The following is a 25,756-nucleotide window of genomic DNA, read 5'->3' on the forward strand; positions in this document are numbered from 1 at the left end:
ATATCTTCCTATCATTTTGCATTTATTCAGCAACGCTTTTTGATGATTTATAGCATTTATTTAACACTAAGTAGATATTTGGGAAGCAAAAGCCTTGCAAAACCTGATAAAATCGTAAAAAAAGTAAAAGAAAATTGCCTGCAACTACTTGACACAAGAGGGGATAGCACAGCACCCTGATTTTGCCGGCAGGATTCTGGCATTTAAGGATTTTACCGGGCAGGAGCGGGAGGCTTATGATGACAGCGGGCATGGTACTCATGTGGCTGGTATTCTGGCGGGAAGCGGATGCAGATCTCAGGGAAATTACGCAGGAATGGCACCCAAAGCAGGACTTCTGATAGGAAAGGTGCTAGATAAGGAAGGGAACGGAGCTGTTCGGACAATTTTGGATGGGATTGAATGGCTCACAAAGCTGCGGACAAAATATTCTGTCCGGATTGTGAATATTTCGGTGGGAACACACCCTGATCTGGAAAAATATCAAAAAGAGCTCCTATTAGAGGCGGTAGAAGATTTGTGGGATCAGGGAGTTGTCGTCGTTGTATCTGCCGGCAATTATGGACCGGAGGCCGGAACTGTAGCAGTACCAGGAAACAGTCCCAAGGTGATCACGGTCGGGGTGCCGGATTATGCAGAAACATCTGTGAAACTGCCGGTTATAGGCGGAAAAGGGAAAATTAAGAATTATTCCGGGCGAGGTCCTACGGAACAGTGCGTGGTAAAGCCGGATGTCCTGGCGCCGGGAACTGGGATCATAAGCTGCAATAGCCGGTTTAACAAGAAGACGGAAGGATTTTATACAAGCAAAAGTGGAACATCTATGGCAACACCGGTAGTAGCAGGCGCAATCGCCTGTCTTCTGTCCAAAGAACCGGATATGACAAATGTAGAAGTGAAGTTGAAATTGCGCGCCTCCTGTACCAGGAGAGAGAAAGAACCCGGATGGGGAATGCTGCAGGTGGAAAAATTATTGTCCCGCAGTACGTGAAAAAGTCCTGAGAAGGTGTCAAGAGAAAAAGCTTGACAACCCCTTTCTTTTCATGTAATATAACAAAGGTGATGAAAATGGATGAGATTTTTAAACAGGCATTGCTGTATGATTTTTACGGAGAACTTTTGACAGAACATCAAAAGGAAATCTACGAACAGTTTGTCCTGGAAGATTTATCCTTGCGAGAGATCGCGTTAAGCGCCGGAATCAGCAGGCAGGGAGTCCACGATATAGTGAAACGCTGTCAAAGGATTTTGGAGGGCTATGAAGAAAAACTGCATCTTGTAGAAAAGTTCGTTTCTGTTAAAGAAAAGGTGCATGAGATCGACAGGATTTTGGAGATGTACGGAAACGAAAAGACAGATACACAGAAAATGATAACCGAAGTTCGTAAGATTGCGGATAAAATTATAGAGGAGTTGTAGGATGGCATTTGACAGTTTAACAGAGAAACTTCAAAATGTGTTTAAAAACTTAAGAAGCAAAGGTCGTCTGACAGAAGACGACGTAAAAGCCGCTTTAAAAGAAGTCAAGATGGCGCTTTTGGAGGCGGATGTCAATTTCAAGGTAGTCAAAGGTTTTGTAAAAAGTGTGCAGGAGCGTGCAGTCGGGCAGGATGTGATGAACGGACTGAATCCCGGTCAGATGGTGATCAAGATCGTAAATGAAGAACTCATTAAGCTGATGGGTTCTGAAACCACGGAGATTAAATTACAGCCGGGAAGCGCGATCACAGTGATCATGATGGCAGGTCTTCAGGGTGCCGGTAAAACGACGACGACGGCTAAGCTTGCCGGAAAGTATAAAGTAAAAGGAAAGAAGCCGCTTCTGGTCGCTTGTGATGTATACCGCCCTGCGGCGATTAAACAGCTGCAGATAAACGGAGAAAAACAGGGAGTGGAAGTTTTCTCTATGGGTGAGAAGAATCGTCCTGCGGATATTGCGAAAGCGGCTGTTGAACATGCGAAAAAGAATCACAATAATCTGGTGATCCTGGATACGGCAGGCCGCCTTCATATAGATGAAGAGATGATGGAGGAACTGCAGGAGATCAAGCAGTCGGTAGAAGTTCATCAGACGATTTTAGTCGTAGATGCCATGACTGGGCAAGATGCGGTGAATGTAGCCGGAAGTTTCAATGAAAAGATAGGGATTGACGGCGTGATCGTCACGAAATTGGACGGTGATACACGAGGCGGTGCTGCGCTTTCCATCAAAGCAGTTACGGGATGTCCGATCCTTTATGTAGGTATGGGAGAAAAGCTGTCCGATCTGGAACAGTTTTATCCGGACAGAATGGCTTCCCGTATATTGGGGATGGGCGATGTCCTGACCCTGATCGAGAAGGCTGGAGCCGAACTGGATGAAGAAAAGGCCAGGCAGATGGCAGACAAGATGAAGAAAGCCCAGTTTGATTTTGAGGATTATTTAGAGAGTATGAATCAGATGAAGAAGATGGGAGGGCTTTCCAGTATTCTGGGTATGATGCCGGGACTTGGCGGCATGGGCGGCTTTGGAAAAGGTAAGATGCCGGAGCTTGACACGGAAGAGAATGAAAAGAAAATGGCGCGGATGGAAGCTATCATCTATTCTATGACGGTGGAGGAGAGAAGAAATCCGGAGATGTTAAATCCTTCTCGGAAGCACAGGATCGCAAAAGGCGCCGGTGTAGATATCGCAGAAGTAAACCGGATGGTAAAGCAGTTCAATGAGACCAGGAAGATGATGAAAAAGCTTCCTGGCATGATGGGCGGCAGAGGTGGTAAAAAAGGCAGATTTAAACTTCCTTTTTAACACATAGATGTCTTTTTTGCACAGCGGAAGAGACGAAAAACTAAATGAAAAGAAAGAAAAAACAGAGGTGAAAGAAAATGGCAGTAAAAATCAGATTAAGAAGAATGGGACAGAAGAAGGCTCCTTTTTATAGAATCGTAGTGGCTGATTCAAGGTCCCCAAGAGACGGAAGATTTATCGAGGAGATCGGAACATATGATCCGAATCAGGAACCAAGCGTATTCAAAGTAGATGAGGAAGCAGCAAAAAGATGGCTCAATAATGGAGCACAGCCAACAGAAGTTGTAGGCAAGATTTTCAAAGCAGCAGGAATTGAGAAATAAGCTGTTTTCGCGGAGGTGCGCGTAAATGAAAGAATTAGTAGAAGTGATCGCGAAAGCGTTGGTAGATGATCCGAACGGTGTCTCTGTAACAGAGAGACAGGACGGAAGAACGACAGTACTTGAGCTGCATGTATCCGATGGAGATATGGGAAAAGTTATCGGTAAGCAGGGACGTATCGCAAAGGCGATCCGTTCTGTGGTAAAAGCAGCGGCGGCGAAAGAAGATAAAAGAGTTGTCGTGGACATCATGTAGATAAGGCGCGGGCGTGAAGAGCCTGTGAAAAGGGGCAGCCTTCATAGATAGGATATGGAAGCTGCCTTTTTTTGATTTCATAGGAAATTGCTTTCTATTGAAAGCAAAAAGCTTTGCAAGGATCGATCTTTCGGTAAAAAGATATTATACAAGGAGATATGGAAATGGAACAGCTGCTGCAGGTTGGGGTTATCACATCGACACATGGGATCCGGGGAGAAGTCAAGGTGTTTCCTACGACAGATGATCCGGAACGTTTTAAAAAATTGAAAGATGTGATACTGGAAACAGGAAAAGAACAGATCTCCCTCAAAATACAAGGTGTAAGATTTTTTAAAAATCTGGTGATCGTAAAATTTGAGGGGATCGACAATATAAATGCGATAGAGAAATACAAAGGAAAAGCGCTTTTTGTACCGCGTGAGGATGCGGTGGAACTTGGTGAGAATGAATATTATATCGGAGATCTGATCGGAATGGATGTCTATACACAGACGGGGAAATTTGGGATTTTAAAGGACGTTATAGAGACGGGAGCTAACGAAGTGTATGTCATTGACTCTATAGAACATGGAGAAGTGCTTGTTCCCGCGATCAAGCAGTGTATACGTAGTGTGGACGTAGAGGCAGGAAAGATGGAGATTTTCCTTTTGAAGGGATTGATCTAGTCTTTGCCGCAGAAAGGAGCAAGAGAAAAAACAATGCATTTTCATATATTGACACTGTTTCCGGATATGGTCATGAGTGGATTGAATACGAGTATCATCGGCAGGGCGGTGAAAAATGACCTGCTTACGATCGACGCGGTAAATATCCGGGATTTTGCGTTTAACAAGCACCAGAGTGTGGATGATTATCCCTATGGCGGCGGAGCAGGCATGTTGATGCAGGCAGAACCGGTATATTTAGCCTATCAGTCTGTGGCAGAGAAACTCAGCAAAAAGCCGAGAGTGGTCTATCTCTCGCCCCAGGGGCAGACATTTTCGCAGCAGATGGCGGAAGAATTCGCGCAAGAAGAAAATCTGCTCCTTTTGTGCGGACATTATGAAGGGATAGACGAAAGGGTACTGGAAGAAATCGTTACAGATTATGTATCGATCGGTGATTATGTACTTACGGGCGGAGAACTGCCGGCAATGGTGATGGTGGATGCGATCGCCCGTATGGTGCCGGGAGTTTTGCACAATGATGTTTCGGCAGAATTTGAATCCTTTCAGGACAATCTGCTGGAGTATCCGCAGTATTCAAGACCGGAAGAATGGCATGGGAAGAAGGTGCCGCCGGTTCTTCTTTCAGGACATCATGCCAATATCGAGAAATGGAGAAGGGAACAGTCTATTTTGCGGACTTGGAAGAATCGTCCGGACCTGCTGGAAAAAGCGGTTCTTACGGAGGCAGAAGAAGAGTTTCTAAAGAAAAATCAAAACAATACTTGAAACATATACAAAAATGTGGTAAACTACGATAGTTGTGAAAAGAAAGTCGATGGTCCTCTGGCACTTATGCTATGTGTTAAGAACGTCTAATATGAAGGAGGTCACACGAAATGAACGAAATCATTAAAAAAATCGAAGCAGAGCAGATGAAGGAAAACGCACCTGTATTTAACGTAGGCGATACTGTAAAAGTATACGCAAAGATCAAAGAAGGGAATCGTGAAAGAATCCAGGTGTTTGAAGGAACTGTCCTCAAAAAGCAGGGCGGCGGAGTGAGAGCTACTTTCACAGTGAGAAAGAACTCTAACGGCATCGGTGTTGAGAAGACATGGCCAATCCACTCCCCACATGTAGAAAAAGTAGAAGTTGTACGCAGAGGTAAAGTAAGAAGAGCAAAACTGAACTACTTAAGAAAACGTGTTGGAAAAGCTGCAAAGGTAAAAGAATTAGTAAGATAAGACACAAAATAAGTAACCATGAGAGGGACAATTACAAATATGTATATTGTCCCTTTTCTTATAGCCGCAGGAGAAACTTCATTCTATGACAGAGGAGAGTTATGCAGGATCTAAAGTTTCGTAAAAACAGAAAAAGAAGGCACAGGCCAGGAAAGCTCGAGAAGAAAGGCCTGCATTTTGAAAAGAAAGCGGGACATATGCGTATGCAGGGGAAGACAAGGAGAGTCGGCAGGTACGCACGTAAGGATGTGATAGTATGGGGAGCAGAAATTTTGCTCGTCTGCATAGTGGCATCAGCGCTTGTATGGTTTTTTGGACAAAGAGTCAGCAATGCGGGAGACTCGATGAAACCGACGCTTTATAATGGGGATGTGGTTCTTGTCGATCATCTTGTGTATGATGCGGTAAAACCAGACAGAGGGGACGTGATCGCGTTTCGTCCCAGCGGGAATGAAAATGTGCATTATTCGATCAAACGGATCATTGGTCTTCCTGGAGAGACAGTACAGATTCGGGAAGGAAGTGTGTACATCGACGGCGAGAAACTGACAGGAGAACTATATCCTACAGATATTGTATATGCAGGCGTCGCAAAAGACTCCGTAGAACTTGGAGAAGGAGAATATTTTGTCATGGGAGATGATCATAAAGGAAGTGATGACAGCCGCATGGCAGAAGTTGGAAATGTAAAACGGGAAGAAATATATGGCAAGGTTTGGTTTGTGGCAAGTTTTGGAGAAAATTTTGGTTTTGTAAAACAGTAGAGGAGGAACAGCATGCATTTTCAGTGGTATCCCGGTCATATGACAAAAGCAAAAAGGATGATGCAGGAAAATATAAAACTGATCGATCTGGTGATCGAGCTTGTTGACGCCCGGATTCCGATAAGCAGCAGAAATCCGGACATTGATGAGCTAGGAAAGCATAAGGCGCGTCTGATCGTATTAAATAAGGCGGATCTGGCACAGGACAAATATAACGATGCCTGGATGGAATATTTTCAGGAAAAGGGTTATGCAGTCGTGAAGATAAATGCGAAAAAAGGCAGTGGTATGAAGTCTATTCAGGGAGTGATCGCGCAGGCATGTAAAGAAAAGATAGAAAGAGACAGAAAACGTGGGATCTTAAATCGTCCGGTCCGGGCTATGGTGGTAGGAATTCCGAATGTGGGGAAATCTACTTTTATTAATTCTCTGGCGGGAAAGGCGTGTACAAAGACAGGGAACAAGCCGGGCGTGACAAAAGGAAAGCAATGGATCCGTTTAAATAAAAATGTAGAACTGTTAGATACACCGGGTATCCTCTGGCCTAAATTCGAGGATCAGAGCGTAGGATTGAAACTTGCTTTTATCGGTTCTATCAAAGATGAGATTTTACAGACGGAAGAACTGGTGTGCAGACTGATCGCGTTTTTGAAGGAATACTATCGGGGGATACTTGCAGAGAAGTATGAAGTGACGGAATCGGAAGATGATTATGAGTGTCTGAAGGCAATCGCGAGATGCAGGCACTGTCTGCTGCAGGGAGATGTACTGGATACAGAGAAAGCGGCAAGGCTTATGCTAGATGATTTTCGAAATGGACGGCTTGGGAAAATAACACTTGAATTCCCACAGGAGAGTTACTAAGATATAGATAGACGGCAGAAAGAAGGATGGAAATGGACGGCGAAAAGAGTATTGTCAGGGAATTATTAGGATGGGTTCTATATATTCTGGTGATTATTGGGCTTACATACCTGATCATCACTTTTGTGGGAGTCAGGACGCGAGTGAGCGGTTCATCCATGGAAACGACACTTTCTGACAAAGATCAGTTGATCGTGGATAAAATATCCTACCGTTTTCGGGATCCGAAGCGATATGATATTGTTGTATTTCCATACCAGTATGAAGAAGACACCTATTATATCAAGCGGATCATTGGACTGCCGGGAGAAACTGTGCAGGTCGTTGGCGGAGAAGTTTACATAAACGGAGAAGCGCTTGGTGAGCAGTATGGCACAGAAGAAATGCTTAATCCGGGGATTGCGGAAGAACCGGTTACTTTAGGGGAAGATGCTTATTTTGTCCTTGGAGACAACAGAAACCACAGCCAGGACAGCAGAGACCCTAGTGTCGGTGTGATCCACAGAAAAGACCTGTTAGGCAGGGCATGGGTACGCATCTGGCCCTTTGACAAATTTGGGGTGATCAGACATGAATAAAAGTATAGGGCAGATCAAGGCAGAGTTTGAAGCGGCCGAAGAGGAAACACTGCCTCTTCTCTTTGCAGAGTATGCAGATGATGCAAGAAGTGGTGTGCAAAATCTGCTTGTAAGATATAGAAAAAAACTTGAAAAACTTTCCGCAGAAAGAGAACGTTTAAGGCAGATGAGACAATTCGAAAATGCATATGGACAGTTTGACTATATATGTGGGATTGATGAGGTTGGAAGAGGCCCTTTGGCGGGTCCCGTCGTTGCGGGCGCAGTGATCCTTCCGAAGGATTGTGACATTCTTTGGATCAATGATTCAAAGAAGCTTTCTGCTGGGAAGCGGGAGGAACTTTATACAGAAATCCAGGAAAAAGCAGTTGCCGTGGGAATCGGAGTCGTGTCTCCTGAGCGGATCGATGAGATCAATATTTTGCAAGCTACTTATGAGGCAATGCGCAGAGCAGTCCAGAAACTGAAGGTGGCACCGCAGATTTTATTAAACGACGCGGTGACGATCCCGCAGATCTCTGTGCCGCAAGTGCCTATTGTCAAAGGAGACGCAAAAAGTATATCAATTGCTGCCGCAAGCATTGTGGCGAAGGTGACAAGAGACCATATGATGAAAGAATATGACAGCGTATACCCAGGCTATAAGTTCGCGCAGAACAAGGGATATGGATCAGGAGAACACATAGAGGCTTTGAAGAAGCTGGGACCATCACCGATCCACCGCCGTTCTTTTATAGGTCATTTTATCGCAGACGTATAGAGATTCTTAGAACAGAAGAAAAATATGGTGTTTTCTGGGCACAGGTGCATAAAAAGAAGCATGTCTAAGAACAACGTAAGAAAAGGAAGAATATATGAACAGACGGCCGGGCGCTATTTAGAACAGGAAGGACTGGAAATATTGCGGTACAATTACCGATGCCCGTTTGGAGAGATTGACATTATCGCGCGGGAAAAGGATATACTCGTATTTTGCGAAGTGAAGTACCGCTTTGACACGCGCAGAGGAAACCCACTGGAAGCAGTGGATGCACGCAAGCAGAAAAAGGTTTTTTATACGGCTATGCACTATATGACGGAAAAAGGAGAAACAGAGGTTCCCTGCAGGTTTGATGTAATCGGCATACAAGGCAGAGAAATATGTCATATAAGGAATGCGTTTGAGGGAAAATAGTATAGAGGAGCAGATCATATGGGATTGGGATTACGATATAAGAACACGGCACATATTTTTGATGAGATAGAGGCGGATACTCCTTATTTGGAATATCCGTTATTTCAAAATACAGGCCTTGTGCGGCATGGTTTTTCTACTCGTTTAGGGGGCGTGAGCAAAGGCTGCTATACATCTTTAAATCTGAGTTTTACAAGAGGAGACGACAAGGAGGCTGTCCAAGAGAATTTCCGCAGGATCGGGCGCGCCATTGGTGTGAAGTGTGAGGATATGGTCTTTTCACAGCAGACGCATACGGTGAATGTGCGGGCTGTGACAGAGCGGGAGAAAGGGATGGGGATCCTAAAGCCGAGAGATTATGCGGATGTAGATGGATTGGTGACGAATGTTCCAGGAGTTTGTCTGGTGACATTCTATGCAGACTGTGTACCTTTGTATTTTGTCGATCCGGTGAGAAAGGCGATCGGATTAAGCCATTCCGGATGGAGAGGTACAGTCGGGAAGATCGGGCAGAAGACAGTGGAGAAGATGCAGGAAACTTACGGATGTGATCCAAAGGATATGTTGGCAGCTGTGGGTCCGTCTATCTGTCAGGATTGTTATGAAGTGAGCGAAGATGTGATAAAAGAGTTTCAAGATAGTTTTCCAAAATCTGTATGGAGAGATATTTTTTATAGAAAAGAGAACGGAAAATACCAGCTGGATCTATGGAAGGCAAATGTATATCTTCTTAAGGAAGCAGGGATTACAGAGGAACATATGGCAGTTACCAATATTTGTACGCACTGCAATAGTAAGATTTTATATTCTCACAGGGAGGCAGGCGATAAGAGGGGGAATTTGTGTGCTTTTCTGGCATTAAAGAGAAAGGAGGAGACAGCGTGAAACAGACAGAACATATCGTGAAATTTTTTGAGGAAAATATACCGGCGCTGATTAATTTCGGCATCAAAGTACTGCTTGCGCTTTTATTTTTCTTTATCGGAAGAGCAGTCATACGGGGGATACGTAAGTTTGTAAGAGGCTCTATGCAAAGGGCAAACGCAGATACAGGCGTGACCCAATTTGTAGACTCTTTGTTAAAATTTGGGTTATACGCGCTTCTGATTTTTTCAATCGCCACAAAATTTGGTGTGGAATCTTCATCCGTAGCGGCTCTCATTGCATCTGCCGGAGTTGCTGTCGGACTTGCTGTGCAGGGGAGCCTTTCCAATTTTGCCGGCGGTGTTCTTATCCTTTTGTTAAAACCGTTTGTTGTGGGGGATTATATCATCGTAAACAACGAAAATATAGAGGGGACAGTAAAAGAGATCCAGATCTTCTATACGAAGATGACGACCATAGATAATAAGACCGTTATTATTCCAAACGGTACATTATCTAATCAAAGCCTTACAAATGTGACGGCACGCCCAGAAAGACAGTTGGATCTAAAGATAGGGATCTCCTATGAGGCGGATCTAAAAAAAGCAAAGTCTCTATTGGAGGAGATGCTGCGGCAGGATACAGAGATTATCCAGAAGGAAGAAAAAAAGGTATTTGTAGATTCTTTGGGAGACAGCAGTGTGATCTTAGGAATGCGTGCATGGGTAAAAACAGAAGAATATTGGGCAACAAGATGGAGACTGTTAGAAGAAATAAAATTGACATTTGACAGAGAAGGGATTGAAATTCCATATCCACAGATATCTGTTCATATGCGTGCAGAAGAATTGAAAGCAAAATAAAAAAGCTGGAAATCGGACTTGAACCGACGACCCCTTCATTACGAGTGAAGTGCTCTACCAACTGAGCTATTCCAGCTTATCGCCATGCGACTTTGTTATTATATCGCTTTTTCAAAAGGATTTCAACAGTTTTTTTCAGAAAGGAGGGCAAAAGTAGTGAAACCAGAAGGTAAAACTATAAAACTATTTGAAAAAGATCGTTTCGCTACAGAAAATGGCGCTGTCATAGAAGAAGTAGATCATCTTTACGCAAAGTGTACGATGCCATTGGAAGCACGCCATCGAAATGCTATGGGAGCCGTCATGGGCGGCGCCTATTTTACATTGGCAGATTTTGCCTTTGCCGTGGCGGCGAACTGGCAGGAGATCGGTACTGTGTCCCTGCATTCAGATATTGCGTATCTGGGCGCGGCAAAGGGGGATACTCTGATCGCCGAGGCATTCTGCGTAAAAAATGGAAAAACGACGAGTTATTACCGGGTAGAAGTAAAAGACGAGCTGGGAAATCTGGCGGTTGTCGTTCATACGACCGGATTCAGAAAAGCAAAGTAAGAAAGAATTGGAAGAAAAAAAGACGGAAAAGAGGAGACAATATGGAAAAATCAAAAGTGTATTTTACAGATCTTCGTGCCCTTCCGGGCACAAATCTTCCAAAGAAACTGCAGAAACTAATAAAAAAGGCAGGGATTGGAGAGATCGACTTTGAGAAAAAGATGACGGCGATCAAAATCCATTTCGGAGAGCCGGGCAACCTGTCCTTCCTGCGGCCGAACTATGCGAAAGCAGTGGCAGATGTGGTGAAGGAGCTAGGCGGACGTCCCTTCCTTACAGACTGTAATACGCTGTATGTGGGAAGAAGAAAGGATGCGTTAGAGCACTTAAGCGCTGCCTATGAAAATGGATTCAATATACTCTCCACAGGGTGCCATATTATTATTGCAGATGGGCTGAAGGGAACAGACGAGGCGTATGTGCCGGTGAAAGGTGGAGAACTGGTAAAAGAAGCTAAGATAGGCAGGGCGATCATGGATGCGGACGTGTTTATCAGCCTGAGCCATTTTAAAGGGCATGAAGCGACCGGATTTGGTGGATGTCTGAAGAATATCGGGATGGGCTGCGGAAGCCGGGCAGGGAAGATGGAACAGCATAACAGCGGCAAGCCGACGGTAGATCAAGAAATCTGTGTTGGCTGTAAGGTCTGTTCTAAGAACTGTGCCCATGGAGCGATTTCGTTTCAGGAAGGAAAGGCATCCATCGATCACAGCCGCTGCGTAGGCTGCGGCAGATGTCTGGGTGCATGTAATTTTGACGCGATCTATAATGAGAATAGCTCGGCGGTAAAAGAATTGGATATGAAGATCGCGGAGTATTCTAAGGCAGTAGTAGATGGCAGACCAAGTTTTCATATCAATCTGGTAATCGATGTTTCTCCGTACTGTGATTGCCATCCGGAAAACGATGTGCCGATCCTGCCGGATGTAGGAATGTTTGCAAGCTTTGATCCGGTTGCTCTGGATCAGGCATGCGCAGACGCCTGTAATGCCCAGCAGCCGATGCCGGGAAGTCTTTTGGAGGAACATGTAAAAGACCACAGCAGGTGCGATCATCACGATCATTTCATCAATACGACTCCGGAAAGTGAGTGGGAGACCTGTCTGGAGCATGCGCAGAAGATTGGGTTGGGAAATAGAAACTATGAATTAATACAGGTTTTGTAAAAGCAGAAAAGTGAAGGGAAGCTTATACAGATGCTTTTGATTATCATTTGTATAAGCTCTATTTATATTCTAAGGCGTGTTCCATGATTGAAAAAGAAGGAATGTTCCATTTTCTAATGATATAATGCTTAATAAAGATAACGATAAATGTAAATTTGTGGAGGAAGTAAAGTGATGGATAATAAGAGCCACGATAAGAGATTTCTGGCATACGGTATATATATAATGGCCTTATTGATTTTTGGTACAAATGGTATTTTCGCATCACATATATCTTTAGCCAGCAGCCAGATTGTGCTACTGCGTACATTTATTGGTGGCATAATGCTAACTTGTCTGGTTTTGTTTTGCGGGGGCTTTGATAAAGATCGTGTGCAGAGAGAGTGGATGCCGATTTTACTGGGCGGCGTTGCGCTTGGTCTGAATTGGATTACACTTTTTGAGGCATACAGAGTATTGAATGTCAGCCTTGCGACATTGATTTACTATGTGGGACCAATTCTTGTTCTGCTATTTTCGCCGATCTTTTTCCGTGAAAAGCTTACGGGAAGAAAGTTGATTTCTGTTATTATCGTAGCAAGTGGTCTGCTCTGTATAAGTGGGAGCATCGTTGTAACAGGGATGAATACATGGGGATTGGTGTTTGCAGTGATTTCGGCAATTCTGTATGCTGCATTGATTGTTATAAATAAACAGATTTCCCATACAAGCGGGCTGCAGACGGCAGCCATTGAATTGGATGTAGCTTTTGTTGTTGTGTTGGTGTACACGTTATGTACTTTAGGCCTTCCGTATTTGAAAGGAAATGATTTACCGTATATTGCGGCAATTGGTTTTATTAATACAGGACTTGCCTATTTGCTATATTTTTCTGGTTTGCAGAAGCTGTCTGGTCAATCTGTTGCCTTGATCAGCTATCTGGATCCGGTTTCAGCGCTTCTATTCTCGGCATTCTTGCTGCACGAGGTAATGACATCTGTACAAATTGTCGGTGCAGTGTTGATTATTGGAGGGGCTATGTTTGGCGAAATAAAAAAACAAAGGGAATAACAAAAACCGATTTGTGCAAGAAATGAAAACGAAGAAAGATGCTATTTTGAGTACAGCTGCTTGGTATGGACTTGACATACTATTGACTTTTGCACAAGTTGATGAAGGAGCACAGCATTTTTATAGAAAATCGGACTATAAAGATTGTGGCGGTTTTATTATAGATATTCCAAAATATCAGCAGCCAATGGAGATGTTTTTAGTTAAGGAAGACAGTTGATTTCAAGTAAGAAGTTGATTGTCTTTTTTTACACTAAAAAATATTTGAAAAATAAATAGAACAGAATGATATAGGTCTGTGTGACAATATCACGGAAAGCAGTACGGCAAACTGCTATAATGCAAAAGCAGAATAGATATGTGGAAAACAGGAGGAAGAAAGATGGCGTCTAAACGATATGCAGCTGTAGACAAAAAAGTCTGTGTTGCCTGTGGTGCCTGTGAAGCGGCTTGTCCGTTGGGGGCGATCCAGGTATATAGAGGCTGTTATGCCAAGGTTCGGGAAGACAAATGTGTTGGATGTGGAAGGTGCGAAAAGGTCTGTCCGGCGAACAGTATTCAGATAGAAAGCAGGGAGAGTTATGAAGACAAAGAAAAAGCAGTGGTATGAGTATCTATGGATATGGTCGATCGTATATTTTGCACTCGGATTCTTTAATATCCTTTTTGCCTGGCTTGGCATGATCGACTTTCTGCTGCCGGTCATACTTGCGGTATTTGGCGGCAACAAGTTTTTTTGCAACCATCTTTGCGGCAGGGGACAATTATATTGTAAACTCGGCGGAGACTTGAAATGTTCCCGAAATAGACCTACGCCAAAATGGATGGCTTCGAAATGGTTTCGATATGGTTTCCTGCTGTTTTTTCTGTCTATGTTCGGAAATATGGTCTTTCAGACGTATCTTGTGGCAGAAGGTGCCAGAAGTTTGCGTGAAGCTATTAAATTGTTCTGGACATTCCGGGTACCGTGGGGATGGACATATACGGGAAGTATCTTTCCGGACTGGGCGGCGCAGTTCAGTTTTGGGTTTTACAGCCTGATGCTTACATCGCTTCTCATAGGTCTGATCGTTATGCTCCTATTTAAGCCGAGGACATGGTGCGCTTTCTGCCCGATGGGAACGATGACGCAGGCAATCTGTAAACTAAGGAATAGAAAAAAGGCTTTGTGATGAGATCACAGAGTTTAGATCGTAAATAGGATATATTAAGAATATAGTAAAAAGAAGGAGGAAACAGAATGGGACTTTTTACACTGCTGCACAGCACTGATATTAACGCTGGTGTTGCAAAATATACAAAAACAAACGGTGCAGTTTTGCTGGATGTGAGAACTGTGGAAGAATACCGTGACGGACATATTGAGGGCAGTATCAATCTGCCTCTTGATCGGATCACGGCAATTGAAAATACGGTGAAAGATAAAAACACACCACTTTTTGTGCATTGCCACAGCGGTATCAGAAGCGGACAGGCTGTGTCTTATCTGAAGAGAAAAGGATATACAAAGATAGAAAATATAGGCGGAATCAAAAGTTACGGCGGAAAGGTGGTCAGATCATGAAGATTGTAATCATAGGCGGCGTCGCAGGCGGAGCGACAGCGGCGGCAAGAATACGCAGGCTTGATGAACAGGCTGAGATCACGGTGTTTGAGCGTTCGGGATTTATTTCTTATGCTAATTGCGGACTTCCTTATTACATTGGCGGTGTCATTGAAGATGAAAACGAACTGACTTTGCAGACACCGGAAAGTTTTTGGAATCGCTTTCGTATTAAAATGAAGGTGCATCATGAGGTTACAGCAATTCATCCAGAAAGCAAAACAGTGACCGTAAAAAATCTTGAAAGTGGGAATGTATTTACAGAAAGTTATGACAAGCTCCTCCTTTCCCCCGGCGCAAAGCCGGTGCGGCCAAAGTTTGCCGGGATGGACAGCAGCAGGATATTTACATTGCGTACCGTTGAGGATACGCTGAAGATTAAGAAATATGTGGAGGAACATCGTCCAAAGCATGCAGTTGTCGTTGGCGGAGGTTTTATTGGAATCGAGACTGCGGAAAATCTGCATGGACTTGGGATTGATATAACCCTTGTGGAGGCTGCTGAACAGCTGATGACTCCCTTTGACGCAGATATGGCATCTTTCCTTCACGCGGAGATCCGTAGGAACGGCGTAAATCTGCTGCTGGGGCATTTTGTGGAAGGATTTTCGGATACCGGATGCGGCATTGATGTCAAACTAAAGGACGATATTATAGTTCATGCAGATATGGTGCTGCTTGCTATCGGCGTTGCTCCCGAAACGACACTTGCAAAGGAGGCGGGACTTGAAACAGGAATCAGGGACAGTATTATAGTCAATGACAGAATGGAAACATCGGTTTCTGATATCTATGCTGTGGGAGATGCGGTACAGATTAAAAATTTTGTGACCGGCGAGGATGCGCTCATTTCTCTTGCGGGCCCTGCCAATAAGCAAGGCCGGATCGCTGCCGACAATATATGCGGCGGAGACAGCCGCTACACAGGCGGTCAAGGAAGTTCGATCATTAAAGTATTTGATATGACGGCTGCATCTACGGGGATCAATGAAAAAACAGCAAGATCACTTGGTATTGCAGCAGATAAAGTGATCCTGTCTCCGATGAGCCATGCGGGATACTATCCCGGCGGCAAAATGATGACGATGAAAGTCCTGTTTGAAAAAGAAACTTACCGGCTGCTTGGCGCCCAGATCGTAGGTTTTGAAGGGATTGACAAGCGGATAGATGTTCTTGCGACGGCAATCCATACCGGTATGAAAGCAGATGATCTTACAGAACTTGATCTTGCTTATGCTCCTCCGTATTCCTCAGCCAAGGATCCTGTGAATATGGCAGGATATATGATAGAGAACTTAAAGAAAGGTGTTGTGAAACAGTGGTATTATGAGGACGACGAAACACTTCCGCGTGACGGCAGTAGTATACTCCTCGATACGCGGACAGTGATGGAATACAGCAGGGGGCATGTAGAAGGGTTTATGAATATTCCTGTTGATGAACTGCGGGAGCGCCTTGATGAACTTGACAAAACCAAACCGGTATATGTTATTTGTCAAAGCGGACTGCGCAGCTATATTGCAAGCAGGATCTTGACCGGCAATGGTTTTGAAGCGTATAACTTTGCCGGTGGGTTCCGGTTCTATGATGCGGTTCACAATGATAAAGCATTGCATAAAAAAGCAACTCCCTGCGGAATGGATGCCGATAAATAAGCATAAAAGAAAAAACGCTGAGAAAATCTTTTTGGAGGATCTCAGCGTTTTTTGTCAATCCAGCATTCTTTGGAGCCCCTCTTCATCTGTGATCTCGATCGTTCCTCGGGAGAGAGTGAGAAGTCCTTCATTTACAAAATACTTAAGCATACGGGTTACGACTTCTCTTGGATTTCCCAGATGTTTCCCAATAGTTTCGTGGGTGATCTTAAGCGTGTTTGTACCTTCGATACTGGCTTCATTTAAAAGAAAATCTGCAAGCCGCTTGTCAAAGCTTTTCCACATTACCTGATCTATCAGCCACATGACATCGCTAAACCGGCTTGCCATGACCTCGTTTGTATAATTGGCGAGGGGGGCGGACACTTCCATGATCTTCTTATAAGCTTCGGAGGGAATGACCAGGACTTCGGTATCTTTTTCAGCGGTGATCGTTATGTCAAATTGTATACTGTTCAATATACAGGAAGCAGAGAACAGGCAGATATCTCTTTCGAAAAGACGGTACAAAGTAATTTCCCTGCCATCGTCAGATATGGTAAACGCACGGATCTGACCGGATATCACAAGGAGTAGTCCCGTGCAGTCCTGGGATCCGTTATGCAGTATTTCGCTTTTACTGAATTTACGGATGAAAGCTGTATTCGTAAGCGCATCCTGCTGTTCTTTTGGCAATTTGCCAAACACAGGAAGATAGGTCAAGTAATTCATAAGCAGAATCTCCTTTATATAGAGCGTGATTTTTTATTTGTCCACTCTTCTTTCTATAATTATATGCAAAATGGCGAGCAGTATCAATCTGTTTCAGGCAAATTTTTCCGGGATGTATTTTACTCCTGCTTGACAGAGAGGAAAGTCTGTCATAAGATAAAAAAGTGTTTGGAAATCTGCATGCAGATGAAAAACTGTGAATGAGAGTATAGAGAGGAAGAAATACGATGAAAAGAGAAAAATTCGGCTCGCGTCTGGGCTTTATTCTTATTTCGGCGGGATGCGCGATCGGACTGGGAAATGTCTGGCGCTTTCCCTATATTACCGGGCAGTATGGAGGAGCGGCGTTTGTGCTGATCTATCTGTTCTTTCTGCTGATCCTGGGACTGCCCATTATGGTCATGGAGTTTTCTGTGGGGCGCGCGGGGCAGTCCAGTATTGCGCTGGCGTTTGACAAGTTGGAACCTGAAGGAACAAAATGGCATTGGTATAAGTATTTTGGCATGGCAGGGAATTACCTGCTTATGATGTTTTACACCACCATCGGCGGCTGGATGATCACATATCTGCTTAAAATGGCGTCAGGCCAGTTTGCAGGTTTGGACGCAAAACAGATCGAACAGTCTTTTGGAGAGCTGACAGCAAATCCGGGGATCATGGCAGTGTTCATGGTTCTTGTTGTGGCTCTTTGTTTTGGTATCTGCTGTCTGGGACTGCAAAAAGGAGTCGAGAAGATCACGAAAGTCATGATGCTGCTTTTGCTTGCTCTGATGATCGTATTGGCAGTACGTTCTATTACTCTGGAAGGGGCATATGCAGGACTGACATTTTATCTGTTCCCGGATTTCGGGAAAGTAAAAGAGGCAGGCATCATGGAAGTGGTGTTTGCGGCCATGGGACAGTCGTTTTTTACTTTGAGCCTGGGTATTGGAGCAATCGCTATTTTTGGCAGTTATATTGACAGAAGCCGCAGACTTACAGGGGAGGCTGTTTGTGTGACGATCCTGGATACTTGTGTAGCGCTGATCGCAGGTTTGATCATCTTTCCGGCGTGCTTTGCTTTTGATGTCAATCCTGGAAGCGGACCGAGCTTGATTTTTATTACTTTGCCGAATATATTTAATTCTATGAGCGGCGGCAGGATATGGGGGAGCATTTTCTTTCTTTGTATGTTCTTCGCGGCTGCCTCGACGATCATAGCAGTATTTGAAAATATCATTTCCTTTGCGATGGATCTGATCGGATGCGGCAGGAGGAAAGCGGTTATATGGAATATGGCGGCAATCATAGTATTGTCTATACCATGTGTGCTGGGCTTTAATGTGCTCAGCGGTCTCGCGCCGATGGGAAGTGGGACGACGGTGCTGGATTTCGAAGACTTCCTCGTGAGCAATAACTTACTGCCGCTCGGAAGTCTGGTGTATGTCTTATTTTGTACAAGCAGGTATGGATGGGGATGGAAAAACTTCTGTGCCGAGGCAGACAGCGGTACAGGTCTAAAATTTCCTAAATGGTCAAGGATATATGTGACTTTTATCCTGCCGCTTGTGGTTCTGTTTATTTTTGTGCAGGGATACTGGTCTTTGCTGCATTAAGAAATGGATAAGCTGATGTATTATAGAGAGGAAAGAATAAGGAACAGGTGAAAAATGGCAGAAGAACATATGCATGAACATGGCGAACATCCCCATGTCCATTCGAAAGGGTATGAAAAAGCAATCATAAACAGGCTGTCACGTTCTATCGGGCACTTAGAGTCGATCAAGCGGATGATAGAGAGTGGAAAAGACTGCAGTGAAGTACTGATACAGCTCGCGGCGGTGAAAGCGGCAGTCAATAATACAGGGAAAGTAATCTTAAAAGAACATCTGGAACATTGTATCGTCGATGCAATCGAACACGGGGATATGGAAAGTGTAGAAAAATTAAATAAAGCAATTGATATTTTTATCAAGTAAAGGAGAGGAATACGGTAATGGGCGGATTTTTTGGTGTTGCTTCAAAGAAAAATTGTACGTTGGAATTATTTTACGGAGTAGATTATCATTCACATCTCGGCACACGAAGAGGAGGAATGGCGTTGTTTGGAGAGGAAGGTTTTCAAAGAGCGATCCATAATATAGAGAACTCTCCTTTTCGTACAAAATTTGAAAAAGATGTAGAAGAATTGAATGGAAATCTGGGAATTGGCTGTATCTCAGATTATGAGCCTCAGCCTCTTTTGATCCAGTCTCATCTGGGAAGCTTTGCGATCGCAACCGTGGGAAAAATCAATAATCAGGATGAACTGCTTAAGATGGTATATAAAGATGGACATTCCCATTTTCAGGAGATGAGCGGCGGGAAGATCAATGCTACAGAGCTGGTTGCTTCTTTGATCTGCAAAGCAGACAGTATTGTAAACGGCATACGATATGTACAGAGTCTGGTAGATGGTTCCATGACAATTTTGCTGATGACAGAAAAAGGGTTGTATGCAGCGCGGGATAAGTACGGGCGTACTCCTGTGGTGATCGGGAAAAAAGAAGACGCTTACTGTGTTTCTTTCGAAAATTTTGCATATATCAATCTGGGGTATCAGGATCATAAAGAATTAGGGCCTGCGGAGATCGTCTATATAACGCCGGATGGGATCGAGACAGTAGGCGTTCCGGGCGAGGAGATGAAGATTTGTTCTTTCCTCTGGGTGTACTATGGATATCCGACATCAGCCTATGAAGGCGTCAATGTGGAAGAAATGCGTTACAAATGTGGCAGCATGCTTGCAAAGCGTGATGAAGGAAGCGTTTCTCCTGATATCGTTGCCGGCGTGCCGGATTCGGGGATTGCTCATGCGATTGGGTATGCAAATGAATCTGGGATACCCTATGCAAGGCCGTTTATTAAATATACTCCCACATGGCCGCGGTCCTTTATGCCTGCAAATCAAAGTCAGCGGGAGCTGATCGCGCGTATGAAACTGATACCGGTACAGGCGCTTATCAAGAATAAGAAACTGCTCTTGATAGATGATTCTATTGTAAGAGGGACGCAGCTTCGGGAGACAACGGAATTTCTTTATCACAGCGGGGCGAAAGAGGTGCATGTCCGACCGGCTTGTCCGCCGTTGCTGTATGGCTGTAAATATTTGAATTTCTCACGTTCTAAATCTGAGTTGGATCTGATTACAAGAAGGATTATTGAAGAACGAGAAAAAGAAGTGACTCCGGAAATACTGGAGGAATATGCAGATCCGTGCAGTGCCCGGTATGAAGAAATGGTAGAAGAAGTGAGACGCCGTCAGAACTTTACGACACTTCGCTATCACAGACTGGATGATCTAAGAGCGTCTATTGGGTTATCTCCCTGCAAATTGTGTACGTATTGTTTCGATGGGAAAGAATAGGCAGAGCTAAAGAAGTGCAGGCCAGATAATGTTTTGTGGTTCTTTCTTATGCAATAAAAGTAATTAAAAGTTTTCAGACACAATAAAAATCCCCCGTTTGTTTAGCCGCAGCGGGGGCTTCTTATTGTCTGTGTTTTATGCACAGGTAGTTTCTGCTGTCGTGTTTTGTACTCTATACAGAGGGCAGAGAGATCGTACCTTCCCGTACGCTGCGAAAATAATCAAACAGCGTAAGGAAAGCGATGGCTGCGAGAACAGCATGTTAAATATAAAGATTACTATACCGAACGCATTGAAAGCTGTTCCAAAGGAAAGTCATATAAAAATTAAAAAAATTTAGAATTTCTTTATATACCATTTTTCGAATAAATTGATCACCGCATACAGCGCCATTGCCATGATACACAGCAGCACGATAGCCATCAAAAGCCAGTCGAGTTTAAAGACCTGGCTGGAATATATGATCAGATAGCCAAGTCCGTTTCTTGCGGCAAGAAACTCTCCGATGATCACCCCTACCAGGCAGAGACCGATATTGACTTTCATGTTGCTGATAATGGCGGGAACAGAACCAGGGAGGATGACCTTGCTCAGCACATGCCGCTTGGTGCCGCGCAGGGTATAGATCAGTTTGATCTTTTCTTGATCTATAGAGGAAAAACTGGTATATAGGCTGAGGATACTTCCAAAAATGGCAACAGACATACCGGCGACGATGATCGTCTTCTTATTGGCGCCCAGCCATACGATCAGAAGAGGGGCGAGTGCGGATTTCGGCAGGCTGTTCAATACGACCAGATAAGGTTCGGCGATTTCAGACAGCTTATGGCTGTACCAGAGCAGCACAGCGACCAGGATGCCGAAAAATGTGACCAGCAGAAAGCTGACGATAATTTCATACAAAGTGATGCCGATATGGAGAAAGATAGACCGATCGAGTACCATACTCCAGAAACACAGAAAAATTCTGGAAGGACTGCTGAAGATAAAAGAATCGATAAGTCCTATATCGGCCGAGGCCTCCCATAAAATAAGAAAGAGAAGCAGGATGGATATACGAAAGAGGATAACGATGCGGCGATGCATGCGCAGGCGGCGCAGATAGAGTTGTTGACCGTGGGAAAATTTATTCATATGCTTTCAACTCCTTCCATATAATATTAAAATAATTTTTAAATTCGGGCGCATTTCTTCTTTCCATGGGTGTATCTTTTTCTAGCGCAAATGTGATCGGCAGGATTTTTACGATTGCCGCAGGACGGCGGCTTAAAATGATGATGCGGTCTGCAAGGCTGACTGCTTCCGATAAGTCATGTGTAACAAGCAGAGCGGTTTTGCCGGAGTTTCGGATGATCTGTCCGATATCATCACTGACAGAGAGCCGGGTCTGATAGTCCAAGGCGGAGAAAGGTTCATCTAGGAGCAGAAGTTCCGGCTCTAAAACAAGCGTGCGAATCAGCGCCGCACGTTGACGCATGCCTCCGGATAAGTCGGAAGGCTTCGCGTTTTTGAAATTTTTTAGGCCGTATTGTTCTAAAAGTTCGTCGGCCTTTTGGCGGGAGTGTGGAGTCAATTTGTGCTGGATCTCCAGACCGAGTAAGATATTGCGGTAGACACTGCGCCATTCAAACAGATGATCGTGTTGGAGCATATAGCCTACGTTGACTGTGCTTTCATTAAGCGGCTTTCCGCAGAGTGTTATATTTCCCTTTTCTGGTTTTAAAAGTCCGGCGATCAGAGAAAGAAGAGTTGATTTGCCGCATCCCGACGGGCCGACAATGGCGGTAAATTCTCCGGGAGCGACAGAAAAAGAAATATCAGAAAGTGCTTTTGTCTCTCCGGTATAGCTGTGATACGTATAATGTATGTTTGTTAATTTTAAAATGGCATCCATAACATCACTCCAGTCGACAGATATATAGTTAGTTTATGAAAAAAATAAATATCGGTGCATCAGCGTTTAAATGTGGTATAATAACAGAAACGTGCAGCCTTTCGGGCAGGTTTTTCATAAGGCGTACGATATACAATAGATATATAAATAGAAACACAGGAGTGATCCGGATGAACGTACAGAAAGTAAATTATCAAAAAGAATTAGATAAAATATTAGGCAGACTGGAAAAGGAGCAGACAGTCCCAAAACTTCTTCTGCACAGCTGCTGTGCTCCCTGCAGCAGTTACGTGCTGGAATATCTGTCAGAATATTTTGAGATCACCGTATACTATTATAATCCTAATATTTATCCGGAAAGCGAGTATACGAAACGGATTTTAGAGCAGCAGATGTTGATTTCACAGATGCGTTTCAAATATCCGGTTTCTTTTCTTGCCGGAAAATACGATAAAGAAAAGTTTTACGAGATGGCAGCAGGGATGGAACACATGAAAGAGGGAAAAGAGAGGTGTTTCCAATGCTACAAACTGCGTCTTGAGCAGACAGCTAAAACAGCGGCAGAGTGTGGGTTTGATTATTATACAACTACGCTGAGCATCAGTCCTATGAAAAATGCACAAAAGCTTAATGAGATAGGGAGGCAGGCCGGACAGAAGTATGGGATAGAATATCTTTGCTCGGATTTTAAAAAGAAAAATGGGTATAAGCGCTCTGTCGAATTGTCAGGAGAATACGGGTTATACAGGCAGGATTACTGTGGCTGTCAGTTCTCTTATGAGAGCAGAAAAAAGGAAAAAATAAAAGAGTAAATGAAAAAAACATCAGGAAATTGTCCTATTTGTAATAAAGAAGAGGCGTTTCCTGATGTTTTTTGGTGAAACCATATAATTAAAAATGCAAGAGAATAAATAAAAAGTGCAAATTAATTATAAAGAATTTTGGTATAATAAATCTTGTAAGCAGATGTTTCTTCTCACGAAAGATGTGTTTGAGAAATGCTTGTTGAAATGGCATTATGACGGCGCCTTTATAGGCCGGAGAATGCTGGAAATTATAAGAAAGGGGGATACGAGCATGCCAGATATTCGATTGACGAGAATTGACAATCGGCTGATTCATGGTCAGGTTGCGACACAGTGGTGTGGTGTAGTAGGTGCAAACTTACTCCTGGTTGCAAACGACGCAGTTGCCGGGGATGAGTTCCGCCAAGGGCTGATGAACATGGCTGCACCGTCATATGCGCAGACACGTTTCTTCACGCTTGAGAAAACAATCAATATCATCCACAAAGCTTCTGCAAATCAGCATATTGCAATTATCTGCGAGACACCACAGGATGTGTTAAAGCTGGTTGAGGGCGGAGTGCCGATCAAAAAAGTAAATATCGGAAATATGCACATGGCTGATGGGAAGCGTCAAGTTGCAACATCTGTTGCGGTCAATGACGATGATGTCGCGACATTCAAGAAGCTGCAGGAGCTGGGAGTAGAGCTGGAAATCAAACGAGTTCCGGACACACCGGCGGAAAGCATTGACAAATTATTTAAATAACAAGTTGGTTTATTGGTTTATTGGAAAGGAGTAAACATGGGAGATATTACAATTATCCAGGCGATTCTGGTCTTTGTGGTTGCCTTTATCATGGGAATCGACCAGTTCAGCTTTTTAGAGTCTCTGTACCAGCCGATCGTAACCTGTCCGATCATCGGTGCGATCTTAGGTAACTTTGAGCTTGGTATCGTAGTAGGTGGTGCATACCAGCTGATTCAGATCGGTAGTATGCCGATCGGAGGAGCACAGCCTCCAAACGCGATCATGGGAGGTATCATGGCGACAGTATTTGCTGTTTCTCTTGGAATGGAGGCAACGGCAGACGGAGTCGGCGCGGCGATGGGTCTTGCGATTCCATTCGCGGTATTCGGACAGTATGCAGTTACACTGACATTTACGATCATGTCCGGTATGATGGCAAAAGCAGACAAGTGCGCAGAGAATGCGGACGTAAAAGGTATCCGCAATATCAACTTCCTTGAGATGGCAGTATTGGGTACACTGTTTGGTATCCTGGCTGTAGCAGGTCTGTACGGTGGTACAGCGCTCGGCGAGACGCTTAAAGATTTCTCATACCAGTTCTCATGGGTAATGGCAGGTCTGGACGCAGCGGGCGGCGCTATGAAGTTCGTTGGATTTGCGATTTTGATGAAGGTTATGATGTCCGGAGAAATGTGGGGATTCCTGCTTGCAGGATTCGCGATGTCTCTGCTTTGCAGCGCAAACGAGGCAACATCAGGAGCAACTTTGATCCTGTGCGCATTTGTAGGTGTTGCGATTGCAATCTATGACTTTACTATGCAGACAAGGATCAAACAGAACGCAGGCGCAGGCGCCGGCTTTGTAGGAGGTGACGAGGATGGCATATAATATTCCTGATAAATATCAAGACCTGACTCCGGCACCGCAGCTGGATAAGAAAACACTGAACAAGATGGTTTGGCTTTCCTGTTTCTTACAGGCATCCTTTAACTATGAAAGAATGCAGGCAGCAGGATGGTTATGGTCTATGCTTCCAGGTCTTCAGAAGATACATACAAACAAAGAAGACTTGAAGGCTTCCATGGCGCACAACCTGGACTTTTTAAATACACACCCATTCCTTGTAACGTTTGTAATGGGTATCGTGCTTTCACTTGAGCAGAACAAAGCGGATACACAGACGATCCGTTCCGTACGTATTTCTGCGGCAGGACCGCTGGGCGGTATCGGGGATGCGTTATTCTGGCTGACCTTAGTTCCTATTACAGCCGGACTGACTGCCAATATGGCGATGGAAGGACAGATTGCCGGCGCGATCCTTTTCCTGATCATCTTCAATGCAGTACAGTTTATTGTTCGTTTCGGTTTGATGTATTGGTCCTATGGACTGGGAACCAAAGCTGTTACACTGCTGACATCCAATGCAAAAGAATTTACTCGTGCAGCTAGTATTCTTGGTATCTTTGTAGTCGGCGGTCTGATCGCAAACTATGGTTCTACAACTGTACGTCTGATTGTTGGCGATACACAGATCAATATCCAGGCTTTGCTGGACGGCGTGCTGCCTAAGCTGATTCCGCTGTTGATCACACTTGGTATCTATGTTCTGATCAAGAAAGGTTGGACTCCGGTAAAATGTATCGTCCTGATTCTTGTAGTAGGAATCGTAGGATGTGCGTTCGGTATCTGGACAGGAGATTCCAAAGCAATGGACGCAGACGGCAAGTCTATTCCAGGAGGATATACACCACTTGTAGAATGGTATGATTATCCGGTACCGGAAGAAGCTGAATAGTGTTTATTGAAATGAAAGTCTGTTGCGGTTTGCAATAGATAACC

The 25,756-nt window shown here is 44.2% G+C and carries 33 protein-coding genes and 1 tRNA gene; 30 read left to right on the forward strand and 4 right to left on the reverse strand.

Annotated features, from left to right (window positions below; genetic code table 11):
* The first annotated feature begins 148 nt into the window (after nucleotides 1–148).
* The 15 genes from BN3282_RS09380 (at nucleotide 149) to BN3282_RS09450 (ending at nucleotide 10,365) form a co-directional block, all read left to right on the forward strand.
* The gene (locus BN3282_RS09380; RefSeq protein WP_059068642.1) at nucleotides 149–991 is read left to right on the forward strand and encodes a S8 family peptidase; all 843 of its coding nucleotides are present in this window, start codon (nucleotides 149–151) and stop codon (nucleotides 989–991) included.
* Nucleotides 992–1,068: 77 nt separating this feature from the next.
* Nucleotides 1,069–1,419 (forward strand): YlxM family DNA-binding protein, encoded by a 351-nt coding sequence (ylxM, locus tag BN3282_RS09385; RefSeq protein ID WP_059068645.1) that lies wholly within the window; start codon nucleotides 1,069–1,071, stop codon nucleotides 1,417–1,419.
* A 1-nt stretch (nucleotide 1,420) separates the two neighbouring features.
* On the forward strand, nucleotides 1,421–2,788 hold the full coding sequence (gene ffh, locus BN3282_RS09390) for a signal recognition particle protein (RefSeq protein ID WP_059068647.1): 1,368 nt from the start codon (nucleotides 1,421–1,423) through the stop codon (nucleotides 2,786–2,788).
* A gap of 77 nt (nucleotides 2,789–2,865) precedes the next feature.
* The gene (gene rpsP / locus BN3282_RS09395) at nucleotides 2,866–3,111 is read left to right on the forward strand and encodes a 30S ribosomal protein S16 (protein ID WP_059068649.1); all 246 of its coding nucleotides are present in this window, start codon (nucleotides 2,866–2,868) and stop codon (nucleotides 3,109–3,111) included.
* A gap of 25 nt (nucleotides 3,112–3,136) precedes the next feature.
* Nucleotides 3,137–3,364 carry a KH domain-containing protein gene (locus BN3282_RS09400; protein WP_059068651.1) on the forward strand — a complete coding sequence of 76 codons (228 nt, stop codon included), beginning with the start codon at nucleotides 3,137–3,139 and terminating at the stop codon, nucleotides 3,362–3,364.
* Nucleotides 3,365–3,528: 164 nt separating this feature from the next.
* Nucleotides 3,529–4,032, forward strand: coding sequence for a ribosome maturation factor RimM (gene rimM, locus BN3282_RS09405; RefSeq protein WP_059068653.1), 504 nt, complete (start codon nucleotides 3,529–3,531; stop codon nucleotides 4,030–4,032).
* Between the two features lie 33 nt (nucleotides 4,033–4,065).
* Nucleotides 4,066–4,800, forward strand: a complete 735-nt coding sequence (gene trmD / locus BN3282_RS09410; RefSeq protein WP_059068655.1) for a tRNA (guanosine(37)-N1)-methyltransferase TrmD — start codon at nucleotides 4,066–4,068, stop codon at nucleotides 4,798–4,800.
* Between the two features lie 110 nt (nucleotides 4,801–4,910).
* Entirely contained in the window at nucleotides 4,911–5,258 is a 348-nt protein-coding gene (rplS, locus tag BN3282_RS09415; protein ID WP_059068657.1) for a 50S ribosomal protein L19, read from the forward strand.
* Nucleotides 5,259–5,461: 203 nt separating this feature from the next.
* A complete protein-coding gene (gene lepB, locus BN3282_RS09420) occupies nucleotides 5,462–6,022 on the forward strand; it encodes a signal peptidase I (RefSeq protein WP_317246539.1) in 561 nt (186 codons plus the stop codon).
* Between the two features lie 12 nt (nucleotides 6,023–6,034).
* Complete coding sequence (gene ylqF / locus BN3282_RS09425; protein WP_059068660.1) at nucleotides 6,035–6,886, forward strand: ribosome biogenesis GTPase YlqF; 852 nt, start codon at nucleotides 6,035–6,037, stop codon at nucleotides 6,884–6,886.
* Nucleotides 6,887–6,918: 32 nt separating this feature from the next.
* On the forward strand, nucleotides 6,919–7,464 hold the full coding sequence (lepB, locus tag BN3282_RS09430; RefSeq protein WP_082667574.1) for a signal peptidase I: 546 nt from the start codon (nucleotides 6,919–6,921) through the stop codon (nucleotides 7,462–7,464).
* Nucleotides 7,457–8,224, forward strand: coding sequence for a ribonuclease HII (locus tag BN3282_RS09435; protein ID WP_059068664.1), 768 nt, complete (start codon nucleotides 7,457–7,459; stop codon nucleotides 8,222–8,224). Before lepB (BN3282_RS09430) ends, BN3282_RS09435 begins: the two co-directional genes overlap by 8 nt.
* 60 nt (nucleotides 8,225–8,284) lie before the next feature.
* Nucleotides 8,285–8,638: a YraN family protein gene (locus BN3282_RS09440; RefSeq protein WP_059070356.1), complete on the forward strand. Its 354-nt coding sequence runs from the start codon at nucleotides 8,285–8,287 to the stop codon at nucleotides 8,636–8,638.
* Nucleotides 8,639–8,656: 18 nt separating this feature from the next.
* Nucleotides 8,657–9,523 (forward strand): peptidoglycan editing factor PgeF, encoded by an 867-nt coding sequence (gene pgeF, locus BN3282_RS09445; RefSeq protein ID WP_059070358.1) that lies wholly within the window; start codon nucleotides 8,657–8,659, stop codon nucleotides 9,521–9,523.
* On the forward strand, nucleotides 9,520–10,365 hold the full coding sequence (locus BN3282_RS09450; protein ID WP_317246540.1) for a mechanosensitive ion channel family protein: 846 nt from the start codon (nucleotides 9,520–9,522) through the stop codon (nucleotides 10,363–10,365). Before pgeF ends, BN3282_RS09450 begins: the two co-directional genes overlap by 4 nt.
* A 3-nt stretch (nucleotides 10,366–10,368) precedes the next feature.
* Here the strand turns inward: BN3282_RS09450 and BN3282_RS09455 are convergent.
* A tRNA-Thr gene (locus BN3282_RS09455) sits at nucleotides 10,369–10,441 on the reverse strand.
* A gap of 80 nt (nucleotides 10,442–10,521) precedes the next feature.
* Here BN3282_RS09455 and BN3282_RS09460 point away from each other — a divergent pair.
* The 8 genes from BN3282_RS09460 (at nucleotide 10,522) to BN3282_RS09495 (ending at nucleotide 16,391) form a co-directional block, all read left to right on the forward strand.
* Nucleotides 10,522–10,917: a PaaI family thioesterase gene (locus BN3282_RS09460; protein WP_059068667.1), complete on the forward strand. Its 396-nt coding sequence runs from the start codon at nucleotides 10,522–10,524 to the stop codon at nucleotides 10,915–10,917.
* A gap of 41 nt (nucleotides 10,918–10,958) precedes the next feature.
* Nucleotides 10,959–12,083, forward strand: a complete 1,125-nt coding sequence (locus BN3282_RS09465) for a DUF362 domain-containing protein (protein WP_059068669.1) — start codon at nucleotides 10,959–10,961, stop codon at nucleotides 12,081–12,083.
* Between the two features lie 225 nt (nucleotides 12,084–12,308).
* Nucleotides 12,309–13,133, forward strand: a complete 825-nt coding sequence (locus BN3282_RS09470) for a DMT family transporter (protein ID WP_242866656.1) — start codon at nucleotides 12,309–12,311, stop codon at nucleotides 13,131–13,133.
* Between the two features lie 22 nt (nucleotides 13,134–13,155).
* Nucleotides 13,156–13,353, forward strand: coding sequence for a hypothetical protein (locus BN3282_RS09475; protein WP_059068673.1), 198 nt, complete (start codon nucleotides 13,156–13,158; stop codon nucleotides 13,351–13,353).
* Between the two features lie 162 nt (nucleotides 13,354–13,515).
* Nucleotides 13,516–13,743: an ATP-binding protein gene (locus BN3282_RS09480; RefSeq protein WP_059068675.1), complete on the forward strand. Its 228-nt coding sequence runs from the start codon at nucleotides 13,516–13,518 to the stop codon at nucleotides 13,741–13,743.
* Nucleotides 13,715–14,305, forward strand: a complete 591-nt coding sequence (locus BN3282_RS09485; RefSeq protein WP_059068676.1) for a 4Fe-4S binding protein — start codon at nucleotides 13,715–13,717, stop codon at nucleotides 14,303–14,305. Before BN3282_RS09480 ends, BN3282_RS09485 begins: the two co-directional genes overlap by 29 nt.
* A gap of 68 nt (nucleotides 14,306–14,373) precedes the next feature.
* Nucleotides 14,374–14,697: a rhodanese-like domain-containing protein gene (locus BN3282_RS09490; protein ID WP_059068678.1), complete on the forward strand. Its 324-nt coding sequence runs from the start codon at nucleotides 14,374–14,376 to the stop codon at nucleotides 14,695–14,697.
* Nucleotides 14,694–16,391 carry an FAD-dependent oxidoreductase gene (locus tag BN3282_RS09495; RefSeq protein WP_059068679.1) on the forward strand — a complete coding sequence of 566 codons (1,698 nt, stop codon included), beginning with the start codon at nucleotides 14,694–14,696 and terminating at the stop codon, nucleotides 16,389–16,391. Before BN3282_RS09490 ends, BN3282_RS09495 begins: the two co-directional genes overlap by 4 nt.
* 54 nt (nucleotides 16,392–16,445) lie before the next feature.
* Here BN3282_RS09495 and BN3282_RS09500 read toward each other — a convergent pair whose 3' ends face one another.
* Nucleotides 16,446–17,102 carry a Crp/Fnr family transcriptional regulator gene (locus tag BN3282_RS09500; RefSeq protein ID WP_059068680.1) on the reverse strand — a complete coding sequence of 219 codons (657 nt, stop codon included), beginning with the start codon at nucleotides 17,100–17,102 and terminating at the stop codon, nucleotides 16,446–16,448.
* Between the two features lie 227 nt (nucleotides 17,103–17,329).
* Between BN3282_RS09500 and BN3282_RS09505 the strand changes: the two genes are divergently transcribed.
* Genes BN3282_RS09505 through BN3282_RS09515 form a run of 3 tightly spaced genes read left to right on the forward strand, consistent with a single transcriptional unit; the run spans nucleotide 17,330 to nucleotide 20,487 of the window.
* Nucleotides 17,330–18,697, forward strand: a complete 1,368-nt coding sequence (locus BN3282_RS09505) for a sodium-dependent transporter (protein ID WP_059068682.1) — start codon at nucleotides 17,330–17,332, stop codon at nucleotides 18,695–18,697.
* 54 nt (nucleotides 18,698–18,751) lie between these two features.
* A complete protein-coding gene (locus BN3282_RS09510; RefSeq protein ID WP_059068684.1) occupies nucleotides 18,752–19,060 on the forward strand; it encodes a metal-sensing transcriptional repressor in 309 nt (102 codons plus the stop codon).
* A 17-nt stretch (nucleotides 19,061–19,077) separates the two neighbouring features.
* A complete protein-coding gene (locus BN3282_RS09515; protein WP_059068686.1) occupies nucleotides 19,078–20,487 on the forward strand; it encodes an amidophosphoribosyltransferase in 1,410 nt (469 codons plus the stop codon).
* Nucleotides 20,488–20,823: 336 nt separating this feature from the next.
* On the opposite strand, the gene BN3282_RS09525 is transcribed toward BN3282_RS09515, so the two are convergent.
* Nucleotides 20,824–21,621, reverse strand: a complete 798-nt coding sequence (locus tag BN3282_RS09525; RefSeq protein WP_059068689.1) for an ABC transporter permease — start codon at nucleotides 21,619–21,621, stop codon at nucleotides 20,824–20,826.
* Nucleotides 21,614–22,381, reverse strand: coding sequence for an ABC transporter ATP-binding protein (locus tag BN3282_RS09530; protein WP_059068691.1), 768 nt, complete (start codon nucleotides 22,379–22,381; stop codon nucleotides 21,614–21,616). Before BN3282_RS09530 ends, BN3282_RS09525 begins: the two co-directional genes overlap by 8 nt.
* A 170-nt stretch (nucleotides 22,382–22,551) precedes the next feature.
* Between BN3282_RS09530 and BN3282_RS09535 the strand changes: the two genes are divergently transcribed.
* From BN3282_RS09535 to BN3282_RS09550, 4 genes are all read left to right on the forward strand, one after another.
* The gene (locus BN3282_RS09535; RefSeq protein ID WP_059068693.1) at nucleotides 22,552–23,193 is read left to right on the forward strand and encodes an epoxyqueuosine reductase QueH; all 642 of its coding nucleotides are present in this window, start codon (nucleotides 22,552–22,554) and stop codon (nucleotides 23,191–23,193) included.
* A gap of 265 nt (nucleotides 23,194–23,458) precedes the next feature.
* Complete coding sequence (gene agaV / locus BN3282_RS09540) at nucleotides 23,459–23,935, forward strand: PTS N-acetylgalactosamine transporter subunit IIB (protein ID WP_059070359.1); 477 nt, start codon at nucleotides 23,459–23,461, stop codon at nucleotides 23,933–23,935.
* 36 nt (nucleotides 23,936–23,971) lie between these two features.
* Entirely contained in the window at nucleotides 23,972–24,805 is an 834-nt protein-coding gene (locus BN3282_RS09545; protein ID WP_059068694.1) for a PTS mannose/fructose/sorbose/N-acetylgalactosamine transporter subunit IIC, read from the forward strand.
* Nucleotides 24,795–25,712: a PTS system mannose/fructose/sorbose family transporter subunit IID gene (locus BN3282_RS09550; protein ID WP_059068696.1), complete on the forward strand. Its 918-nt coding sequence runs from the start codon at nucleotides 24,795–24,797 to the stop codon at nucleotides 25,710–25,712. The genes BN3282_RS09545 and BN3282_RS09550 overlap by 11 nt, the downstream gene beginning before the upstream one ends.
* Nucleotides 25,713–25,756 lie beyond the last annotated feature (44 nt).

It is taken from the genome of Mediterraneibacter massiliensis (assembly GCF_001487105.1).
Taxonomy (GTDB): Bacteria; Bacillota; Clostridia; order Lachnospirales; family Lachnospiraceae; genus Mediterraneibacter; species Mediterraneibacter massiliensis.

Coding starts and splice junctions, on each gene's coding strand:
- BN3282_RS09495 (WP_059068679.1), top strand. CDS start 14,694: ATGAAGATTGTAATCATAGGCGGCGTCGCAGGCGGAGCGACAGCGGCG.
- rimM (WP_059068653.1), top strand. CDS start 3,529: ATGGAACAGCTGCTGCAGGTTGGGGTTATCACATCGACACATGGGATC.
- BN3282_RS09525 (WP_059068689.1), bottom strand. CDS start 21,621: ATGAATAAATTTTCCCACGGTCAACAACTCTATCTGCGCCGCCTGCGC.
- BN3282_RS09535 (WP_059068693.1), top strand. CDS start 22,552: ATGAACGTACAGAAAGTAAATTATCAAAAAGAATTAGATAAAATATTA.
- BN3282_RS09550 (WP_059068696.1), top strand. CDS start 24,795: ATGGCATATAATATTCCTGATAAATATCAAGACCTGACTCCGGCACCG.
- ffh (WP_059068647.1), top strand. CDS start 1,421: ATGGCATTTGACAGTTTAACAGAGAAACTTCAAAATGTGTTTAAAAAC.
- BN3282_RS09470 (WP_242866656.1), top strand. CDS start 12,309: ATGGCCTTATTGATTTTTGGTACAAATGGTATTTTCGCATCACATATA.
- lepB (WP_317246539.1), top strand. CDS start 5,462: ATGCAGGGGAAGACAAGGAGAGTCGGCAGGTACGCACGTAAGGATGTG.
- BN3282_RS09490 (WP_059068678.1), top strand. CDS start 14,374: ATGGGACTTTTTACACTGCTGCACAGCACTGATATTAACGCTGGTGTT.
- ylqF (WP_059068660.1), top strand. CDS start 6,035: ATGCATTTTCAGTGGTATCCCGGTCATATGACAAAAGCAAAAAGGATG.
- BN3282_RS09475 (WP_059068673.1), top strand. CDS start 13,156: ATGAAAACGAAGAAAGATGCTATTTTGAGTACAGCTGCTTGGTATGGA.
- BN3282_RS09530 (WP_059068691.1), bottom strand. CDS start 22,381: ATGGATGCCATTTTAAAATTAACAAACATACATTATACGTATCACAGC.
- BN3282_RS09545 (WP_059068694.1), top strand. CDS start 23,972: ATGGGAGATATTACAATTATCCAGGCGATTCTGGTCTTTGTGGTTGCC.
- trmD (WP_059068655.1), top strand. CDS start 4,066: ATGCATTTTCATATATTGACACTGTTTCCGGATATGGTCATGAGTGGA.
- lepB (WP_082667574.1), top strand. CDS start 6,919: ATGGACGGCGAAAAGAGTATTGTCAGGGAATTATTAGGATGGGTTCTA.
- BN3282_RS09465 (WP_059068669.1), top strand. CDS start 10,959: ATGGAAAAATCAAAAGTGTATTTTACAGATCTTCGTGCCCTTCCGGGC.
- ylxM (WP_059068645.1), top strand. CDS start 1,069: ATGGATGAGATTTTTAAACAGGCATTGCTGTATGATTTTTACGGAGAA.
- BN3282_RS09485 (WP_059068676.1), top strand. CDS start 13,715: ATGAAGACAAAGAAAAAGCAGTGGTATGAGTATCTATGGATATGGTCG.
- BN3282_RS09435 (WP_059068664.1), top strand. CDS start 7,457: ATGAATAAAAGTATAGGGCAGATCAAGGCAGAGTTTGAAGCGGCCGAA.
- BN3282_RS09510 (WP_059068684.1), top strand. CDS start 18,752: ATGGCAGAAGAACATATGCATGAACATGGCGAACATCCCCATGTCCAT.
- rpsP (WP_059068649.1), top strand. CDS start 2,866: ATGGCAGTAAAAATCAGATTAAGAAGAATGGGACAGAAGAAGGCTCCT.
- BN3282_RS09500 (WP_059068680.1), bottom strand. CDS start 17,102: ATGAATTACTTGACCTATCTTCCTGTGTTTGGCAAATTGCCAAAAGAA.
- pgeF (WP_059070358.1), top strand. CDS start 8,657: ATGGGATTGGGATTACGATATAAGAACACGGCACATATTTTTGATGAG.
- BN3282_RS09440 (WP_059070356.1), top strand. CDS start 8,285: ATGTCTAAGAACAACGTAAGAAAAGGAAGAATATATGAACAGACGGCC.
- BN3282_RS09400 (WP_059068651.1), top strand. CDS start 3,137: ATGAAAGAATTAGTAGAAGTGATCGCGAAAGCGTTGGTAGATGATCCG.
- BN3282_RS09480 (WP_059068675.1), top strand. CDS start 13,516: ATGGCGTCTAAACGATATGCAGCTGTAGACAAAAAAGTCTGTGTTGCC.
- rplS (WP_059068657.1), top strand. CDS start 4,911: ATGAACGAAATCATTAAAAAAATCGAAGCAGAGCAGATGAAGGAAAAC.
- BN3282_RS09515 (WP_059068686.1), top strand. CDS start 19,078: ATGGGCGGATTTTTTGGTGTTGCTTCAAAGAAAAATTGTACGTTGGAA.
- agaV (WP_059070359.1), top strand. CDS start 23,459: ATGCCAGATATTCGATTGACGAGAATTGACAATCGGCTGATTCATGGT.
- BN3282_RS09505 (WP_059068682.1), top strand. CDS start 17,330: ATGAAAAGAGAAAAATTCGGCTCGCGTCTGGGCTTTATTCTTATTTCG.